The sequence below is a fragment of the uncultured Acetatifactor sp. genome, from assembly GCF_948601915.1.
In the GTDB taxonomy this organism is placed as follows: domain Bacteria; phylum Bacillota; class Clostridia; order Lachnospirales; family Lachnospiraceae; genus Acetatifactor.
Genome location: NZ_CAPDXS010000066.1, coordinates 7,271 through 27,145, shown reverse-complemented (window position 1 = coordinate 27,145; position 19,875 = coordinate 7,271). Strand labels below are relative to the sequence as shown.

At 57.3% G+C, this 19,875-nt stretch carries 15 protein-coding genes and 1 pseudogene (1 of these 16 running past the window's edge); all 16 read right to left on the bottom strand.

Features of this window, described 5'->3' with window-relative positions:
- Positions 1-48: 48 nt before the first annotated feature.
- Positions 49-1,737: a 23S rRNA (uracil(1939)-C(5))-methyltransferase RlmD gene (gene rlmD, locus Q2B33_RS12635; protein ID WP_300564192.1), complete on the bottom strand. Its 1,689-nt coding sequence runs from the start codon at positions 1,735-1,737 to the stop codon at positions 49-51.
- A gap of 282 nt (positions 1,738-2,019) precedes the next feature.
- Positions 2,020-3,198, bottom strand: coding sequence for an FprA family A-type flavoprotein (locus Q2B33_RS12630; protein ID WP_300914062.1), 1,179 nt, complete (start codon positions 3,196-3,198; stop codon positions 2,020-2,022).
- A 77-nt stretch (positions 3,199-3,275) separates the two neighbouring features.
- Positions 3,276-4,220, bottom strand: coding sequence for a 3'-5' exoribonuclease YhaM family protein (locus Q2B33_RS12625; protein WP_300564196.1), 945 nt, complete (start codon positions 4,218-4,220; stop codon positions 3,276-3,278).
- A complete protein-coding gene (locus Q2B33_RS12620; protein ID WP_300564198.1) occupies positions 4,221-5,870 on the bottom strand; it encodes a S1C family serine protease in 1,650 nt (549 codons plus the stop codon). It lies immediately after the preceding gene.
- A gap of 206 nt (positions 5,871-6,076) precedes the next feature.
- Positions 6,077-7,252, bottom strand: a complete 1,176-nt coding sequence (locus Q2B33_RS12615) for a DUF3810 domain-containing protein (RefSeq protein WP_300564200.1) — start codon at positions 7,250-7,252, stop codon at positions 6,077-6,079.
- A gap of 171 nt (positions 7,253-7,423) precedes the next feature.
- On the bottom strand, positions 7,424-8,224 hold the full coding sequence (locus Q2B33_RS12610; protein WP_300564202.1) for a DeoR/GlpR family DNA-binding transcription regulator: 801 nt from the start codon (positions 8,222-8,224) through the stop codon (positions 7,424-7,426).
- Between the two features lie 38 nt (positions 8,225-8,262).
- Positions 8,263-9,045: an alkaline phosphatase family protein gene (locus Q2B33_RS12605; RefSeq protein WP_300564204.1), complete on the bottom strand. Its 783-nt coding sequence runs from the start codon at positions 9,043-9,045 to the stop codon at positions 8,263-8,265.
- A 76-nt stretch (positions 9,046-9,121) separates the two neighbouring features.
- Positions 9,122-10,024: a carbohydrate ABC transporter permease gene (locus Q2B33_RS12600; protein WP_296466706.1), complete on the bottom strand. Its 903-nt coding sequence runs from the start codon at positions 10,022-10,024 to the stop codon at positions 9,122-9,124.
- 17 nt (positions 10,025-10,041) lie between these two features.
- Positions 10,042-10,956 carry a sugar ABC transporter permease gene (locus Q2B33_RS12595; RefSeq protein WP_300564207.1) on the bottom strand — a complete coding sequence of 305 codons (915 nt, stop codon included), beginning with the start codon at positions 10,954-10,956 and terminating at the stop codon, positions 10,042-10,044.
- Positions 10,957-11,055: 99 nt separating this feature from the next.
- Entirely contained in the window at positions 11,056-12,639 is a 1,584-nt protein-coding gene (locus tag Q2B33_RS12590; RefSeq protein ID WP_300564209.1) for an extracellular solute-binding protein, read from the bottom strand.
- A gap of 341 nt (positions 12,640-12,980) precedes the next feature.
- Entirely contained in the window at positions 12,981-14,675 is a 1,695-nt protein-coding gene (locus Q2B33_RS12585) for a DUF4838 domain-containing protein (RefSeq protein ID WP_300564210.1), read from the bottom strand.
- Positions 14,676-14,709: 34 nt separating this feature from the next.
- Entirely contained in the window at positions 14,710-15,357 is a 648-nt protein-coding gene (locus tag Q2B33_RS12580; protein ID WP_300564212.1) for an SIS domain-containing protein, read from the bottom strand.
- Between the two features lie 68 nt (positions 15,358-15,425).
- Complete coding sequence (locus Q2B33_RS12575; RefSeq protein WP_300564214.1) at positions 15,426-16,166, bottom strand: SIS domain-containing protein; 741 nt, start codon at positions 16,164-16,166, stop codon at positions 15,426-15,428.
- Between the two features lie 4 nt (positions 16,167-16,170).
- Positions 16,171-17,130 carry a BadF/BadG/BcrA/BcrD ATPase family protein gene (locus Q2B33_RS12570; RefSeq protein WP_300564216.1) on the bottom strand — a complete coding sequence of 320 codons (960 nt, stop codon included), beginning with the start codon at positions 17,128-17,130 and terminating at the stop codon, positions 16,171-16,173.
- Complete coding sequence (locus Q2B33_RS12565; protein ID WP_300564218.1) at positions 17,127-18,542, bottom strand: MATE family efflux transporter; 1,416 nt, start codon at positions 18,540-18,542, stop codon at positions 17,127-17,129. Before Q2B33_RS12565 ends, Q2B33_RS12570 begins: the two co-directional genes overlap by 4 nt.
- 338 nt (positions 18,543-18,880) lie before the next feature.
- A pseudogene (locus Q2B33_RS12560) lies at positions 18,881-19,875 on the bottom strand (phosphotransferase enzyme family protein) (it continues 112 nt past the right edge of the window).

Here is a 19,875-nt window from a genome sequence, read left to right as displayed (position 1 = left end):
GTTTTAAAGCATTTAATGCAATTTTGGTAAAAATTCAATTTTGCTCATTTATAGTTTTACATTAATATGGCTATCTGGTGATTTGTGGGACAAAAGTACAATGGTTTCACAATGCACCGTCATCCCGAACTGATCCATCCCCCGCACTCTCTCAATCCCATACCCCCCATCACAGAGTACCCTTAAATCCCTGGCCAGGGTCGCTGGGTCGCAGCTTACATAGACAATCCGCTCCGGCTCAGCCGCCAATATGGCTCTCAGGCACGTGTTGTCGCATCCCTTCCGGGGCGGATCCACCACCACCACGTCCGGATGCGCAGCATCCTCCCAATCCCCGCCATGGCAAAACTTCTGCAGCACCTCCTCCGCCTTCCCCACGAAGAAGGACGCATTCCCAATCCCGTTGCGCACCGCGTTCTCCCTGGCATCCTCTATGGCCTGGGGCACGATCTCCACGCCATAGACCTGCTTCGCCTTATCCGCCAGGAACAGGGAGATGGTGCCGATGCCGCAGTACAGATCCCACACCGTCTCCTGCCCGGTGAGCCCGGCGTATTCCAGGGCAAGGCTGTAGAGCTTCTCCGTCTGGACGGGATTCACCTGGTAAAAGGACAGGGGCGAGATGTGGAAGGTCAGCTCCCTCCCCGTGTAGGGCCAGCCCGGGCTCTCCATGTCCCGGACGCGGATGGTGTCCGAAATGCAGTCCTTCCCCCAGATTGTATGTATCTCCCTGCCCATGATTACATTGGTGCGTTCGGTCTGGATGCTCACGGAGATGCTGGTCATGCCCGCTATCCCGGTCAATTTCCGCAGGAGCCTGTCCTGCCGGGGCAGGAACTCCCCCTGAAAGCTGCGCTCTTCTCCCGGCATGGGGCATTCTGCCCTTCTTTCATATCGGCATCCTTCCACAGCCCTTCCTTTCAGCCCTCGGTGCCCTTCCGCAGACTCTCCTTCCAGCCCCCGACATCCTTCCGTCCCACTGCGCATCCCCCCGGCCGTCCGCCCTGTCCCAATATCCTTTCCCCGGGATACCATTTCTTTCGGCACGCCACATGACACATCTGTCACTTTTTTATTAATCACCAGGCACACCATAATCTCCCCGCTGACGAACCCCTTGCGTATAAGCACATGACGCACTAGCCCGGTTCCGGATGCCTCATCATATGCGCTGACCCGATTCTCCCGCATATAATCCAGCACGGCTTCCATGACGGTCTCATTTTCCACAGGCCCCAGCAGGCAATCGGTATTGGGGATGATGCTGTGGGTCCGCCCTGCGTAGAACCCGGCCACCACATTCCCCTCCCTGTCCCTGCCCACAGGATACTGGGCCTTGTTCCGGTAGCGGAAGGGCTCCTCCATCCCCACGATGAGCTCCATCCACCGGTCGACCTCCTCCGGCGCAAAGCCCCCGATGCGGATCAGGCTGTTCCGTATCTTGTCCTGCTTATAGTCCAACTGCTTCTCATAGGAGAGAACCTGGAGCTGGCATCCCCCGCACTGTCTGTGGCAGTGGCATTTCGGCTCCACGCGAAAAGGAGAAGGCTCAATGACCTTCTCCAGCCGCGCATAGGCATAATTCTTTTTGCTCTTTACGATCCTCGCCTCCACCCTGTCGCCCACCACGGCATCCTTGACGAACAGCGCAAAGCCGTCCACCTTCCCTATGCCGAAGCCATCGCTTCCCATGTCCTCAATCGTCACTACAGCGAGTTCGTTTTTCTGAAATTTCATACTTTTTCCCGTTATATCCTTTATTGTTCTACGTTTATTCCCATTTCCCGAATCCTGTCGGATTGCCCAGTCCCTTCTGGATTTCCCCTTTTCCCCAAGGGTCAGGAAAGGCCTGCTCCTCTCCCTCACAGCAACTCCACAGCGAACCCGGCTCTATCGCACCGGCCTCACCAAAGCCTCGCGGTTACCCCTCCCGGATACCTCCGCAAAGCATATCCCAGCCGATGCCAATCCCCGGCGCGGCAAATCCGCCGTGGGCGCTTGCCTGAAAATCCTTCGCTCCTACGCCAGCTCCGCCGCCAGCGACTTTATCTGCTCCTCATTCTGGGGCTTCATGGCGGACAGCACTGTCACCGTATTTTCCGCAAATGTGATCTCCTTGCATTTCTCCAGCATCCCCCGCATGGCCTTGGCCGCCACAGGGGCCCAGGAGCCGTTCTCGATCAGCCCCACCGTGCGCTTCTGATAGCTGTGCTCCGCCAGCACCGTGAGGAACTGGTGCATGAAGGGATTGACGCTCATATTGTAGGTGTTGCAGGCCAGCACCAGCTTGCTGTAGCGGAAAGCGTCCGCCACTGCCGCCGCCATGTCGTCCCTGGCCAGGTCGTAGACGGCCACTGTCACGCCCCTGTCGCGCAGCTCCTCCGCCAGACGGGCCGCCGCCGCTTTCGTGTGCCCGTACACAGAGGCATATGCCACTACCACGCCGTCCTCCTCCGGCTCATAGGAAGACCATTTGTCATACAGCCCCAGATAATACTCCAGGTTCTCCTCCAGCACAGGCCCGTGGAGCGGACAGATCTTCCGGATCTCCAGCCCCGCCGCCTTCTTCAGCACGTTCTGCACCTGGGGGCCATACTTCCCCACGATGCCGATATAATACCGCCTGGCCTCATCCGCCCAGTCCTCCTCCACGTCCAGAGCCCCGAACTTCCCGAAGCCGTCCGCCGAGAACAGCACCTTGTCCGCCGGGTCATAGGTCATCATCACCTCGGGCCAGTGCACCATGGGCGCGCACACGAAGCTCAGCTTATGCCGCCCCAGATCCAGCTCCGCCCCGTTTGCCACGGGCATCCGCTTCACCTCAGCCCCCAGAGAGAAGAACTGGTCCATCATCTTAAAGGCCGGGGCGGTAGCCACCACCTGGGCCTCCGGATACTTTTCCAGGAAAAGGGGGATACAGGCCGAGTGATCCGGCTCCATATGCTGCACCACCAGGTAATCCGGCCTGCGCCCTCCCAGGGCCGCCTCCACGTTCCCCAGCCACAGGGCGCCGAACCCCGCGTCCACGGTATCCATCACCGCAATCCTCTCGTCCAGTATCACATAGGAATTGTAGGCCATCCCGCCAGGCACCTGATACTGCCCCTCGAACAGATCCACCTCGTGATCGTCCACGCCTACATACAAAATATCGTCCGTCACCTTCATCTTGCACCTCCACGCGCCCTTTGCGGGCATTCCTTCTATATTTAAGACTTCCTCTCAAATCCTGCTCTTAAGCATGTCCTTCATTCTTTGCCCGAAACCGTATGTCCCTATTCTCTGGTAGCCCGCAGATTGGACTCGAACAGCCGGTTGTACCCCAGCCACCCCTGGTTCCCGCTGTTGTTCTCCAGTATCTCCTTGAAGGTCTCCAGCTTCGCGTCCGTGTCATCCGCGTAGTTCAGCGCCAGGGCCTCCATCAGCGCCGGAAGCTTGGGCGAGCCGTACTCGTATTTCCCGTGGTGGGCCAGTATGCAGTGCTGTACCTGGGCCAGCAGCCCATGGGGGAAGCCGTGGATTGCCGCCGCCTTCTCCGCCACCATCTGGGAGCCCATGACGATATGCCCCAGCAGTTGGCCGTCATCCGTGTAGTCGTTTTCCGGGAAAGGTGAAATCTCCTTCACCTTGCCGATGTCATGGCACATGGCCGCCGTCAGCAGGAGATCCCGGTTCAGAATCGGATACGCGCCGCAATAGTAGCCGCACAGCTTCGCCACACTTAAAGTATGCTCCAATAATCCGCCTACAAACCCATGGTGCACCGTTTTTGCGGCAGAAGAATGGCGGAATTTTCTGACAAATTCATCGTCAGCCAGGAAAAAGGACTCCAGGAGCTGTTTCAGCCAGGGATTCCGGATGCTGTCCACCATGTCCAGAAGCTCCGCGTACATCTTGTCGTTGTCCTTTGCGCTCACCGGCAGATAGTCCGCGGGATTGTATTCCCCCTCCCGGCAGACCCGGATCCGCTTGATGCTGACCTGCAGCGAGCCCTGGAAGCTGTTCACATCGCCGCAGACATCGATGTAGTCCAGGGTGTCGTAGTTCCCGATGCCCGGGTTGCCCGGCTCCCAGACCTTTGCGTCGATGACGCCTGTCTTGTCCTGCAGGATCACGTTCTCATAGGATTTCCCGTTCTTGGTCACTGCCGCCTGTTTATGCTTGCAGAGGTAGATGTCGGAAATCCTGTCCCCCTCCTTCAGATCTCTGATGAATTTCATTTACCTGACTCCTCCCAACTCAATATTGAACTTCATTTCCTTATATTCTTCCTGGGCCTGCCGCATGACTGTGACCTCCACTGTCTGCCCGGGCTCCAGATCCATCAGCGCGTTGCTGTATTCCATAAAGCCGGATACGCTTTTCTCCCCGATGGCCGTAATCACATCCCCCCGCTGGATGCCGGCCCGCATGGCCGGGGAGTCCATGTCGAATTCCTCCACATAGGCCCCGAAGGGAATCCCAAGCTCCGCGTTGACCTCCCGGGGCACATCCTCCCCCCGGATGCCCAGGTAGGCGATCTCCGCCCCGTTGGACATCTTCTCCACAGTCCTCTGCAGGTCCGTGATGCCATAGGCCATGATCAGGTTCTTCATGTCCGAGCCTGTCCTGTGATTCGTGATGAATCCGATCATCTTCCCCTGCAAATCGAACAGGGCGCCGCTGGCGTTCTGGCTTCCGCTGATGTCCGTCAGCAGGATCCGGTAGTTCCTGTCCGCTGTGGATACGGTGGTGCCGGACGCGGTTATCATGCCGTAGCTCAGGGAATTGCTGGTTCCCATGGGGCTGCCCACGGCGATGACCGGCGTCCCGGCCAGACTCTTCGCATTGGAGTATCCGAATTCCACGATGGGGAGCCCGCTCTCCGGTTCTTCCGGATTCCGGGCTGTCTGGCCGCCCGAATCCTGGGCCCCTGTGTTCCCCTGGCCCGGGCTGCCCGAAGCGCCCAGGTCTCCCGGCTCGTCCGGGTTCTCATCTTCCGGGGCATCCGGATCCTGATTGCCCGGAGCGCCCGCGCCTGTCGGACTGTCCTGGACCCCCGCTTCGAAACCGTCCTGCGCATTCCCTGGCCCGCCCCTTACCGCATCGCTCAGCTCCTCCAACGGCACTGAAAGCACCGCCAGATTGGTGGCCTCATTATATTGCTTTAGCTGGGCCCCTGTCTGGGATTCGTCATAGAAGGTCAGCAGCAGCCTTTCCGCGGACCTGATGGCGGAATAATCCGTCAGAATCAAAAGCTCCATGCCGTTTTCGAAAATGATGACGCCGGAGCACTGGTTACTGCGCTCCTGCACGCTGTTGAACCAGTCCAGGTTGGAGGTCACCGCCGTCACCGTCACGACGCTGCGGCCCAGCTCGTTTCCATAGTCGTGGAGGGCCGTGTACAGCTGCTTATAATGATTCAGGTCGAAGGTGACCTGGGACAGGATGTCCTGCACCTGCTCTTCCCCCAGCGGCACGTAAGTGTCCCCGCCGTCCCCGGGATTCCGTGTGGGCTCCGGGGTGGGCGCAGGCGTGGGCTCCGGGCTTTCCGTGGGAAGGTTCTCCGCCAGCATCTCCTCCGGCGACATCTCCTCCTTATCCTCCGGGAACTCCACGGTCTGTATCTCCGGCTCCTCCTTCGGGTACAGCCAGTTGCTGATCACCGGCTCCAGCACAAGGAAGGTGACGCAGGCCACCAGGCCGAAGATCACCGCCATGGACACCGTGATGATCGTCCGGCGGATCAGCTTCTTCTTGTTCACCGGCTTTTCCTTGATCTTCTCTATCAGGAATTCTTTATTTCCGTCGAGGAATTCTTTATTTCCGTTGTGGAAATCCTTCTGCCCATCGAGAAGGCCTCTCTGCTCTTTCCGCTCCTGGTCAGGCATTTGCGCTCCTTTCGCTTATCCCCGGTACGCCGTGCATGAATTCCCGATTAATCAGCGCCTGATGTCCGCGCCGGCACAAGGCGGGGAAAGGATGCAATGGGGGCGGCCACAAGTCATTTCTGTCTCTAAGTATACAAAAATATGGAAGAAAAGTAAAGTTATCTTCCAACAGAATTTTTGTTGACATTCCGGCGGAGGCGATCCCCCTACCGATACCCGTTCACATCATAATACCGCAATAACAGCCCCACCACTTTGCTGTAGCTCAGCCTCCCCTCCGGCACGCCGTTGAGCCGAAGCCCCACGTCCGACAGCTGGTCCGACACCGCTTCCACCACCTCGGCGCCCACAGGCGACGTCTCCTCCACCCTGGCCCACTCCCTCTCGGTCAGGAACACATTGTCCTCATGCACCTGGGGCAGTATGGGCGCTGCCGCCAGATACCGCTCGTACCCCGCCGCCTGGCGGAAATCCCTGTCGATATAATACAGCACGCTCAGGTAGCCGCTGTAACGGAAATAGATATCCTCTGACCCCACACAGGCCAGATACCCGATCAGGTTCGCCTCGTCCTCCCGGATGAACCCCTTCAGATGGGCCAGCTCATGGCACATGGTGGAAGGCATGTTCATCACGTACATCACATCATTGTAATTGGCTTCCATGGAAAAGGGGTAGAAGCACCCCGCTATGTACCGCCTGCTCAGGAAATCCGAACAGCGCAGGGGTTTGGGCGCGGGGTAGAATCCGTCCAGCCCGCTGTAAGTCGTACCTAACTCCCCCATGGCTGCCCTTGCCGCCTCCGCCATGTCCCCGCCATAGGAAATGGAGCCGTCCTCATTCCTGGGAATCCGGCAGCACAGGGTATTGCACTGCTCCACCACGAAATTCCGCAGCGCCTCCAGCTCCTCCAGGCCGTATTCCGCGGCGGCGGCTTCCAGATACTTCTCCCCGAAGCCGGAGGTATGGTAGAGTATGGCGCTGTTCAGAGTCATCAGGACGAATACTGTCAGCAGTATCCACATGGCCCCTGTGCAGTATGCCCTGCTAAAGCTCCTCAAGGCCCCTGGCCGTTCCGGCGGGGCATCCTTCCGGCCCCTCCGCCTCTCCCGCGCCCCTCCCCGGGCCTCTGCCTGCTTTCGCCCTTCCCCGGATCCGGACATCCTTCCGGCCAGCCATATCAGCCCCAGAGCTCCTCCCAGCGCCCCGAAGCCCAGCCCCAGCCCGATCAGCGCCTCCCCAACAGAAAAAGGAACCATGCCCATGGCCCGCCCGTAGGTCTCCACCCATATCCGAAATACATGGGCGGCATACCAGTCGCAGAACCGTTCGCTGCTCCACGCCAGAACGTGCAGCAGAAGCATGATCCCCAATATGCTCATATATGTAATCCTTCGGCGCCGTCTCCGGCCGCCCGCAGCATCCCTGTCCATCCCCGCGCCCCCCTGTCCCTGGAGAGGCTTATGGAAACACTCCCCCATGTATACAGTATAGCACAGATGGCAGGAACTGCTGTTTCCTTATTTTACCATATAACGCTCCTGTCCCTCAGCCTATCCCACCTTCGCCACAATGACCTGGACCCCGGCATCCTCCAGCTTCTTCACATAACACTCCGGCGTCCCGTCATCCGTTATGACCATATCCAGTTCATTGATGGACGCCACATTGACCGTGGCCCGGACGCCGAACTTGCTGTTGTCCGCCAGGACGATGGCCTGATCGCTGTTCTCAATCACCCTGCGCCGTATGTACCTTCTGTCTATCGCGGTATAGTCCGTAAAATGGGTCTCCGTGATGCCATTGACGCCGATGAACGCTTTATCGATATTGAATATACTCAGATTCTCGTCGGACTGGAAGCCTGTCAGCTCCAGCGTGCCGGGCACCACCCTCCCTCCCGGGAGTATCACTGTACAGTCCGGCACATCGCCCAGGGCCATGGCTATCCTCAACGAGCTGGTAATCACCGTCAGCGGTACGATATCCTTCAGGTAGCGGGTCATGGCAAAGACAGTGGAGCCCTCCTCCAGGAAAATCGTCTCCCCGCTGTTCACGATACCCGCCGCCTCTCTGGCAATGGCCTCCTTCTGCACGGAATGCATAGCGGCAACAGCCTCAAAGCTCCAGCCGGATGAAGAGGCATCTTTCAGCACGGCGCCTCCGTAGACGCACTCCAGGAGCCCCTGCTTCTCCAGATATTTCAGGTCTCTCCGGACAGTTTCAATGGAGATGCCGAACCGCTCCATCAGTTCCCGGTTCTTCACCACCCGGTTCTCCTTTGCCATTTTCACGATTTGGTCCCGACGCTCCTGATTCATCTGCCATTCCCCGCTCTTTCCGCTATTCTGCATCTTCCTACTGAAACAAGTACCATAATTTGACAATCTTGTCAAGATGTAATCAAATTCTTCCCTTCCCACTCCGGTGCGGCGGAGACTTCGGCAAGTCCGGCGATAGTAGGCGCTATATCGCAAATGCCCACATCTCCGAGCACCTTCCCCGCGGGGAAATCAGGGCCCAGGCAGATGACCGGAATCAGCATGTCCTCCCTGTCATCGCTTCCATGGTTGCGTCCATGCCCCCCGTGATCGGCCGTGACGATGATGGTATAGTCCTCCCGGAACCGCTCCACGATGCGCCTGATCTCCTCCAGAGAACGGCTGCAGGCTTTCATATATTCCTCGCCCATCCAGCCGTTCCCATGGCCCACGGCATCCGTCAGCCCCAGGTACACGAAAGCGAAGTCCGGCTTATCCTCTTCTATATAAGAGATGGCATTTTCCGTAACCATCTCATTGGTCTCCTCCCAGGAGCGGTCAAACTCCAGGGATACAAAATAACTGAACGCCAGGGATTCAGGGCGGCTCAAGTCCCGCAATTCCTCCCAGTTGTAGAAGAAGGCACATTTCCTGCCCCCTGCCCGGAGCTGTTCGCACAGGCCGTTCACCGGCCGAACCTGGGGCACATAGGTATTTGTCAGAATCCCGTGCCGCTGCGGCGGTACGCTGTGGAACAGGGACATATGGCAGGGCAGCGTGACGGAAGGGCACACCGTCCTGGCCTCCAGCGAATAGCTCCCCTTCTCCAGGAGCTCCTTTCCATAGGGATTCCCGCAGGATGTCAGCGCATCCGGCCGGAAGCCGTCCGATAAAATCAGAATCACTTTTTTCATATCCCAGACATCCTTCCTTTCTTTGATTTCATGCTCCTTCATAGGCATGGCCGCTCCCTGAAGCTTGTCCAGCTTCTCAGCCTTTCACGGAGCCGATCATGACGCCCTGTACGAAGTATTTCTGCACGAAGGGATAGGCGATCAGCATGGGCAGGGAGGCGATGAAGATGATGGAATACTTCATGGACTCCACCAGGAAGGATTTCCGCACATAGTAGGCCATCTCTTCCTCGCTCAGGATGTTGATGTCGATCCGCCCCAAAGTCATCTCCCCCTCCAGCAGGATGCCCCGCAGCACAGTCTGCAGCGGCTGGTATGCCTTCTTTGCGGTATAGATCATGGCCGTGAAATAATCGTTCCACCGTCCCACCGCGTAGTACAGCGCGATCACGGCGATGATCGGCTTCGACAGCGGAAGCGCGATCCGGAAGAAATTGTCGAACTCGGATCCTCCGTCAATCTCCGTGGCCTCATACAGGCTCTCCGGTATGGAATTCGCAAAGTAGGTCCGCGTCACCACCACGTTATAGACAGATAAGCCGCCCAGCACAATGAGGGTATACGGTTTATTGATAAGCCCCATCTCCTTTACCAATAAATAGTAGGGCAGCAGGCCGCCCCCGAAATACATGGTGAACACATAATAGAAGGTGAGCGCCCCGTGGAAGCGCATTTTCTTCTTGCTCAGCGCATAGGCCGTGGGAACCGTCAGGAACAGGTTGAACAGCGTCCCCACTACGGTATAGTAGATGGAATTGCGGTATCCCACCCATATCTGCTTCTCCCTGAAAGCCTCCTTGTAGCTGTCCAGGGTGAATCCCTTTGGCAGCAGCACCAGCTTCCCCTGACCCACCTGTATGGGATCCGAAATCGACGCGATGATCACGAAATACAGCGGATACACCATAATCAGGAGAATCAGGACCAGCAGCAGACCATTGACAAAACCAAACACCTTATCAGAATTTATTTTACGCAATCCCGTCTCTCCTTTCCTTACCAGATACTGGTCTCGCCGAACCTCCTGGCGATCTCATTTACAATGGCCAGTATGGTGACATTGATGATTGTATTGAACAGGCCGATTGCGGACGAGTAGCTGAACTGCCCGCCCCGGATACCGATTTCATATACATACGTGGAAATCACCTGTGACCGGGACAGATTCAAATCGTTCTGCAGCAGCAATATCTTCTCGAATCCCACGCCCAGGATGCCGCCGCAGGAGAAAATCAGCATGATGATGATCGTAGGCAGGATATAGGGAATGTTCACATGCCAGATAATCTGCAGGCGGGTGGCGCCGTCTATCCGGGCTGCCTCAATCTGCTCCATGGGAACGCTGGCCAGCGCGGCGATATAGATGATGGCTCCGAAGCCCAGCCCCTGCCATACGCCGCTCCAGACATAGATGTCCTCGAAATAGGAAGCCTTAGTCAGGAAATCCGTCCGGGTGCCCCCCAGGAACTCGATGATGGCATTCACGACGCCCGTCTTCTGGTTGAAGAACAGCGTGACCATGGAGCACACCACCACCGTGGACAGGAAATGGGGGATATAGCTAATCATCTGGACGCTCTTCTTGAACTTGGTGCTGCGCACCTCATTCAGCATCAGCGCGAAAATGATGGAGCAGGGGAACGTGGCCAGGCTGTACAGGCCGATTCGCAGGGTATTCATCATCAGGAACTTGAAATTCGGATATTCTATAAATCTCTTGAAATACTCCAGCCCTACCCATTCGCTGCCCCAGATGCCCTTCCTGGGGGAAAAATCCCGGAAAGCGATCTGGACTCCATACATCGGTATATAGGCAAAAATGAACAGATAGACCAGCGATGGCAGCATCAGGACATACAGCCTCCAATCATGGAAAATACTTTTCAGGGTAAGCTTTTTGCGGTTCTTCATCTTCTCTTTCCTCCTGTGGCAGACACCTCTATGCGGCAGCGATGCTGAGGCGGGGGCAGGCTTTCGTTCCGCCCGCCCCCGTCACAGCTAAATATTCCGTTAATTACCTGCTTTCAGCTTCTGGTAATCATCGTAAATCTGCCCGTAGATTTCCTGCAGCCTGTCGATGTTCATGTCCTTCAGCTCCTGCGCGAATGCGTCCGTCTCGGAAAGAGGCCTCTCGCCCGTGATGAAGCGGGCCACCTGCTCCTTGACGTAGGGTTCGATTACAGTGCCCAGATCCGTCATCTCCTTCTGCAAGTCATCATCCACATAATAGTTATGGGGGAAGGCATCTACTGCGTAAGGCCATACATTATCCAGCGCAGACTGGGCGAATGCCCCTATCTCCTTTTCCGCCACAGGATATCCCATATCCTCCATGAACTTATCCGCGCATTCCGGAAGGTAGAGGGCTCCGATGTGAGGATAGAAGCCAAGCATGTCTTCAACCCAGTAGCTGTAGCTGTTGGTATCCTCCGGCAAATCGGGATTGTCCACCCACTGTCCGGCCTCTTCGTCATAGACGCTTTTCTCGATGAAGCCATAGCTGTACTCCTCGTTGGCTCCCCAGACAAGCTGATAACCGTTCTCTGTCACGTTATTGAACCATATATCCATGAATCGCATACATGCCTCCGGATACTCCGTATCCGCGGAAATCGCCAGGTTTCCCGGAGCGCAGAAGGTGCCCGGGCGCATCGCAGGCGTATCGTTCCACTGGCTGGTGAGCGGCTTTGCGCAGACCCATTTCTCATTGACCTCGTCAGCAGTCACCCCGATAACGGTAGGGTTCGTATAATACACTGCATTCTGTCCTGCCAGAACCTGTGCCGTGACCTCGCTGCTCTCTATGGTAAAGTAGTTGGGGTTGATGATGCCATCCACATAGAACTGATTCATCAGCTTCAGGTATTCCTGGAAGACCTCCATATCATTTACAGGAATCACCAGCTCGCCGTTGCGGACGGCAGGACTGTAGCCATAGTTGTTATTGGCATTGTAGCCGAATGCATTCAGCAAGAACCACGGTATGCCGTCTGTGCTCATGCCTCCGCCCCAGGGATACATGTTTTCGCTTCCCAGGCCCGCGGGATCCTGTTCCTTGACCTTGTACAGAAAATCCACGAATTCGTCCAGCGTCTCGGGAACGCCATCCATCCCCACTGCCTCCAGATAAGGCTTATAAATCGCGAAAGTGCCATGTGCCGCGGGATTTTCTCTGGAAATAAGGTAAGGCAGCGTATAGATATGCCCGTCCGGAGCCGTACAGTCAATCCTCTCCGAGGCATAGTCCCCATACAGGAAATGCCAGATTCCCGGCGTCAGCTCCTCGCTGATGTACTCGTCCATCTTCAGCAGCATGCCCTCTTCCACGCCGTACTTCAGAATCTCGCTGTTGCTGACCCACATCTCCATCATGATGTCGGGCAGGTCTCCTGAGGAGAACATGATGTTCTTCCTCTCGCCCAGTCCGGAGCCGGCAATGCCCTCTCCCTCAAAGTTCAAATTATATTTATCCGCCAGATACTGGGAAAACCACAGATCCTCCCAGGCTGCCGCGTTGGCATCCTGGCAGTAGGCTATCTTCAACTCAATATCATCCTTGAACTCATCCTTGATGATTGGGTAAGCGCTGTCCATGTTCAAGTATTCCGGGTACTCTGCGCCGGTGCCGCCTGCCTCCTGGCCCTCGTCCTGGGCTTGGCTGTCCTGGCTGTCCTGGGCCTGGCTCTCCTGGCTGCTTTCCTGCTTTTCCCCGTCGCCGCTATTTACCCCCCCGAGCTGCCCGAGTCATTTCCACAGGCGGCAAGCATCATGGCCGATGCCAATAACAGCGAGAAACCCTTCATCCATTTTTTCCTCATTTTGCTCCTCCTTGTTTCCTGGTGCTGACTTTTCTGTCACAGTTTCCTTGTTTCCTTAAAACGTCTTCCTCCTTCCGTTCTTTCATATTATAAAGGCCCGTAAAGCTCTGCCTGTCATCACCTCGCATACCATTGCCCCGGACCCTGGCTGAAATCCGTGACCTCCGGCAGCTTCCCTCCCTCGCAGTGGGTCTTGACGCCGAATTCCTTCAATTGTCGGTAGAATGCCTCATAGCGCCGATCCTGATGGTCGAAATGCGCGTACAGGATATAGAATTCCACCTGCAGTCTGGACTGCCTGACATGGTTTTTCTGCGCTGTGGCCTCCGCCATGTCCACGGCCCTGTCCCACAGGGCCAGCATCTCGTTCCAGAATGCGATGTCCTCCCCTTCGTCCCCATCCTTTGCCGCAAGATATTTGTCAGGCCTGGTATACAGCTCAAAACCGTTTGCCGCCGCTCTGGCAGTGGTCCTGTCGATGTATTCCCGGACATTGCGCCAGCCCGCTCCATAGTAGTCCTGGAGGAATTCATCCATCAGGCCCAGGTATTCCTCCCTGCTGATGTCCGGATTCCACATCAGCCTGGAGATCAGGTATCCCCGCAGCTCGCCGAACTCCACTGTGGGCGACTCGGCGTTCCCCTGCTCGAACAGCCCCACCACATGGTGGTCTTTGAAGAACTGCATATTGTCATATATGTTATACAGGTTCGGGAAGGGCGCAAGGTAGTACGGGAAATTCGTGGTGTAATCCCAGACGTATAAACGTTTACATATCCTCGCCCATTCCTCAATATCCTTTTTGAACTTCACATTGCCCTCAATGCCCGCATCGGATATGGGATGGGCACAGTCGCACTCTATGGAGCAGAGCCGGATGATCACATTGTCCGCCGGCACGATGGTCTTCGGCGCCTTCCTGGTATATCGGTAGGCCAGGGTATCCACCGCCACATGGGGATAGTCATCCTTTATGGCATCCGCGATGCGGTTCACGAAGGTGAGCAGCGACCCCATGGGCGTGCCCTCGGCCTCGTCGATGGCACGGCACTTCTCGCACTGGCAGCCTCTCCCTTCCGCATAGGAGTCGTTCTGGGACACGGAGATGATGGAGGCGTACGGATTCTCGTCCAGCTTTTTACGTACATTGGACAGTATCTTCCGATAGACCTTCTCGTCGGACAGGCAGGGCTGGTAGTCTACCTGATGGGGCTCGTCCAGCAGGATGGAGAGCGTGTGCACGAACAGCGCGTACTCCACATTGATGCCGTCGTCCCCTTCCCGCTTGCCGTTGATCCTCTGCATGGAGGAGAGCTCCATGTTCCCATAGGACGGAAGCCAGTAAGTCTCCCGGTACTCAAAACGGGGGCTGTACACCTCCCCGGTGCCCTCCGGTATCTCCACTTTGTCCGCAGACCTGACTACGATATCGTCTTTTGTATAGAACCGGAAGCCAAGCCGCGCCTCCAGGAAAGCGAAGATGCCGTTCCTTGTCCCCCTGGCGCCGGTGCCGGTGATATAGAGCCTGCCGCCCTCCGCCAGCAGCGCATATCCGTCCCTTTGAACGGAAGCCCTCATCTGTTTCAGCTTTTCCGTGTCCCGTCCTGTGGTGTCCAGCACGATTTCATGCCCGGCCGACTGGGTGTCGTCCATCACCGCAAGCCCATGGCCTGTAGCCTTTTGGATCATCCGGGCCAGGAGCTCCGCCGCCTTTCGCAGGCTCACGCTCCCATCCTTCGGATAGATGATGGCATATTCTGAGATATCAATGCCGCCGATTGTCATCTCTTTTACCGGAAACTCATTCTTCATCTTCATACCACCTCTCAGTCTCTGGCTTCCGCCGCTAATAGCCGCACTCTTTATAGCGCTCCCGCAGCCCCTCATTGTACTCTCCGCCTCCGGGGAAATTGAAGCTCTTCAGAATGCCGGGCCTACAGCCCTCCTGCAGCATCTTCTCCACCGCCACCGAGGTGACGCTCCACAGGATAAAGTCGGACGCTATCCCGGAAGCCGCCGCGAACCTGGCCTCCAGGCCCTCCACCTCCATCATGGCCTCGGCGGCGGGCGCACAGTTGTCCAATGCCAATGTCACGAACTCATGGAGCCTCTTCCCGGATTCATGCACCGGCTCCACGGCCCTGGCATATTCCATGCTGGTCAGGGCGATCACGTTCACGCCCGCCTGCACCATGTCGTAAGCCAGGTTCACCACCTCTATGGTACGGCCGGATACGGAGCTGACGAACAGCACGTCTCCGGGCTGCAGCTGCGTCTCCTCTGCCTTGTAGAGCTGGTAGAAGACAGGCCCGCCGCCCCTTTCATACAGATCCATCTCAATGGAATGGCAGATTCTGTGCAGATATACATGACGGCCATGGGTCACGGCATCGGCCACGATCTCTCCGGCCTTCCGGACGGCCTCCCTCTGTGTGGTCCTTGCCTTGAACAGCAGATCGTAGACTGCCTGTTGATATCGATCGAGTAAACTCATCAGAACTCCTCCTTATCATATGACAATTGTATTTTCATCTTTTAATAGTCGAAAAATAGTCTTTCCCATCACATATAGAATATGTTCTCCCGATGCCGGGAAATGGCGGCTTTATTGTAGTCATCCCCGCCGTCTATGTTGCCGCTCATGAATACGGGCGGCCGGATGCCCATCTCCAGCAGCAGCTCACAGGCCCTGGCCACAATGGCGTTCAGGATTGCCGCTCCCACCACCGTGGACGTGGAGGCCACCTTCTGGGCGAAGCCCTGCAGCTGTACTGCCGCGTCCCCACGGTCGCCATGGTTGTCGATCAGGATATCCGCGTAATCGTGGAGCTTCTTTCCGGAGCTGTGCCTGGACGAAACGCTGGCGGCGGTGTTCATGTTCGTGACCACGATCACCGTCATCCCCTTCTCCCTGGCCGCCCTTGCCATGTCGATGGTCACCGCGTTGCGGCCGGACACAGAGTGCATGATGATCACATCCCCCTCCTTTGCCGGCAAAGAGTCCAGGATCACCTGTCCGTATCCAGAAAGCCGCTCTATCTCGCTGCTCATGGTGATGGGCGATACCTCCAGCATCATCCCCGGCACCCGAACCGGATTGACGGTCACCATCCCGCCGGTCCTGTAGAACAGCTCCAGCGCAATCAGCCCCGCATGGTTGCAGCCGAAGGCAAAGACGGACCTCCTGTCCCTGTTGGCCCCGGCCAGCGCCAGGGCCGCTCTCTCCATGGCCTCCGCCTCCTGGGTGAAGGCTTCCTCCAGTATTTCCGACACTCTCCCGTAATACATGCCTGTCGCGTTCACTCATTCACCTCCTCGTATCCTTAAGGAAGAACGGCGGGAACCGCTCCTCCACAATGTCCCTCAGCCTCCCCGGATCCTCTCCCGCCTCCAGCCTCTGCCTGACCATACAGCCCACCACCGGTTCCGCAAAGGGCCGGATCACAGCGGCATCCGGGTATGCCTGCCATATATCCTCCCGGAAGGTCTCGAACATATGCCCGCATCCCTTCCAGGTCCCGCCGGAAGCCACGATCGGCCCCTGCCAGCTCCCCCCATGCCGCCCGATCAATGTCAGCACCTGATGGGACAGTTCATGGGCCGCCCTCTCATAGAGGCCCAGGGCCACCGCGTCCCCCTGTGCCGCCGCCCGGGCGGTGAGGTAAGTGGCAGATGCTATCACACGCCTGTAGTCAGAATTTCCCACCAGCTTCTCGATCATATCCCATGGATGGGACAGCTCCCATTCCGCCAGCACCATGTCCAGCAGCGCCGTGCGGGGGCCTCTTCCGTCAAAGGCGTAGATGGCGGCCTTCAGCGTCTGGATCCCCAGGTCGTACCCGCCTCCCTCGTCCCCCAGCACCGCGCCCCAACCTCCTACGGTATCCTGCATCCAGGGCTGCACCAGGAACGCGTCCGAGCCCGTCCCCGACTGTGCCGCCACGCCGTAGAGCACACCGGCGGCAGCCAGAGCGGCCTCGCCCTCCCCGTAGGCCTGACAGCCCTTAATGACGCAGCGCTCCCCCAGGGCTTCCATCAACAGCTCCATGTCCCCCACCACGCTCACGCAGACGCATTCCACCTCGCTCACCTCTTCCGGAACCAGCTCCCGGACCAGCCGCCGCATCTCCGCGGCGATATGTCCTACGGGCCGGAAATTGGAATTCACGCCGGATACCCGGGCGGCGCTCACCATGCGCAGCTCTTCGTCATAGAGAACCGCCTGGACCTTGGTCCCTCCTCCGTCCGCGGCAATGTAATATTTCATACGGCTGCCTCCTCCCTCTCCCCTGTCTCCCTTTTCCCGTTCTCCTCACATTGCTGATAGATCCGCTTTCTGAGCGCGAAGTACATGATCACCATCAGCAGGCCTCCCAGCCCCCAGCCGAACAGCGGCGCAGCAAAGCGTCCTATGTAGCCGAAGCAGGGAATCAGCCAAAAAGCGCATACCAGCCTCCCTGCCAGCTCTCCCACGCCGGAGAGCATGGACACCTTCGCCATGCCGACGCTGTCGAAGAAGATTCGGATGGCGTAGATCATGGCCAGAGGGATGCAGGCGAGCCCGTACCAGAACCAGTATTCCCTGCCCAGGGCTATCATCACCGGGTCATCGAACAGTGTCCTGAAATACCATCCCCCCGCGGCTATGAGGAAGCACGCGCATCCGGTTCCGTACACTGCCGCGAACCCGATGGAACCGGCCGCGAACCTTTTCAGCCTCTGCGTCTTCCCTGCCCCGTAATTCTGGGGGACGAAGACGCTGCACAGCGTGGAACATATGCTCAGAGGGCCGGTCACGGGCAGCAGGATGCTCACCGTGGCGATGGCATCCATGTCCAGATGCCGGTTGCTCTGGGTGGAGATGGCCATTTCGCTGATGCAGCAGAGAATCATCTGCATATATAACAGGAATCCGTATTTAATATTTCCAAATATTGACTTCCAATCCGGCCGGAAGCTGTCTTTCTCCAGGCCGATGAAGAAACCACATTTCCTGAGAAGCCAGAACTGTATCACCACGTGCAGCAGGGTCACCGGAATGCCGCCCAGGAGGAATCCCCAGAAGCCCAGCCTCAGGATTACGATGAAGACCACCGCGGAGACCACCTGCACACAGGTCATCATCAGGTTCTCCGCGAACACCATGCCCCTGCTCCCCCTGGCGGTAATGATGGTATTCAGCATGGTGCTGATGCCGCCGATCGGCATCAGGAGCATCTGTGTGTCGTAATACATCCCGGCCTCCCTGTAGATTTCCCGCGGGATGTTCATCATGCGGAATATGGCCCCCTTGCCGGACAGGAGTATCAGGATGCACAGGGATACCATCAGCGTCACGGAGTAAAGCGAATTCACTGCCGCTCTGTTGACCTGCCGCCTCTCTCCCCGGGCATAGGCGGCGGCGCTGCGGATCCATGTGGCCGAGCTCACGCTTCCGCAGGCGCTCTGGAACAGGGAAATCGCCGCGCTCACCACCCCGGTCACCAGGAATACAAGCTTCCCGAACTCCCTGCTGTATATATCGTTGGTATAGGAGACAGCCAGCATGGAGATCATCTGCACCGTGAGCAGCGGCAGCCCCACGTTCAGGACCACCCGGAACAGGCTGTTGTTCAGGACATCGTTCCTTCCGCGATTTCCGTCCCTGGCAGAGGGACGGGCAATTCCTGTTCTGTTCATACATACACACTCCTGTGCGCTTCAATAGTCAACTCTTTACACGAATATTAACATGTGATATCAACATTGTCAATATATTTATATCATATTTTTACAATATTTTTCGTTTTATGACAATATCATATTGGTTTTCGTATTGTTTTTGTCATAAATCGGTCATCTAGAATCCGAACGGCGTATATGGCAGATCAGAACTCCACTTTTTAATGCAATTTCGTGATTATGTTTTTGTGGCATTTGCGTCACGATATTGCCACATAACTGCCGCATTTTTTACCACATGAAAAAAAGAGCTGCCGGAACATACCGACAGCCCTCTTTTCATCCTTATCCAGTTTTCAGCCCCTCAGAGCCTCCCCAACCATCTGCGCCAGCAATCCTTCCTTGCCCGCAATGTCCGCCACCAGCTTGAACTGGTTCCGGGCCCGGTCTAAGTTGTGATGCTCTCTGTGGATCTTGAAGTAGGTATCCCCGTTCAGGTAATCCGTCAGGAACCGGATGCCGCACTCGTAGGTCATCAGCTTCACGGACAGGGGCAGCAGCGCCAGCTCCTCCTCCGTCAAAGCTTCCCCCATCTCGCTTAAGTATCCCCTGGCGAAGGCCTCAAAGGCCCTCTCGTCGAACTGCACCTTCTCCAGCTCCACCTCGTCCTCCGCCGCCGTGGATCCGCCGATCCGCAGGGCATCCCCGAAGTCGTACAGCATGGAGCCCGGCATGACGGTGTCCAGGTCGATGACGCACAGTGCCTTCCCGGTGTCCTGGTCGAAGAGGATATTGTTGATCTTGGTGTCATTGTGGGTCACACGGACGGGAATCCTGCCCTCTTCCATCCCCTGCACCACGCTTCCTGCCCAGGAGGCGTTCTCCAGGGCGAAATCGATCTCCGCCCGGACGCTGCCCGCCCGGCCCGCCTTGTCCTCCCGGATGGCCTGCCGCAGGGCCTCTATGCGCTTTGGCGTGTGGTGGAAATCTTTGATGGTCTCATGGAGCTTCTCCACCGGGAAATCCGCCAGCAGCTTCTGGAAATGGCCGAAGCCCACCCCCGCCTCGTACAGGTCCTCCGGGGTCTTTGAGCTCTCGATGGTCTTGGTGCCCTCCACGAAGCGGTAGACGCGGAAGACATTCCCGTCATCCACCTTGTAATATCTCCTGCCGTCCACCGTGGGCACTACGGTAAGGGTCCCCCGCTCAAAGTCCCCTCCGTCCCTTTTAAGCTTCTCCCGCAGGAAAGCCGTGACGTTCTCGATGTTCTCCATCAGCTCCTCCGGGTTCCGGAAGATGGAGGTATTGATCCTCTGCAGGATGTACCGCGGCATGGAGATCGGAAGAGCAC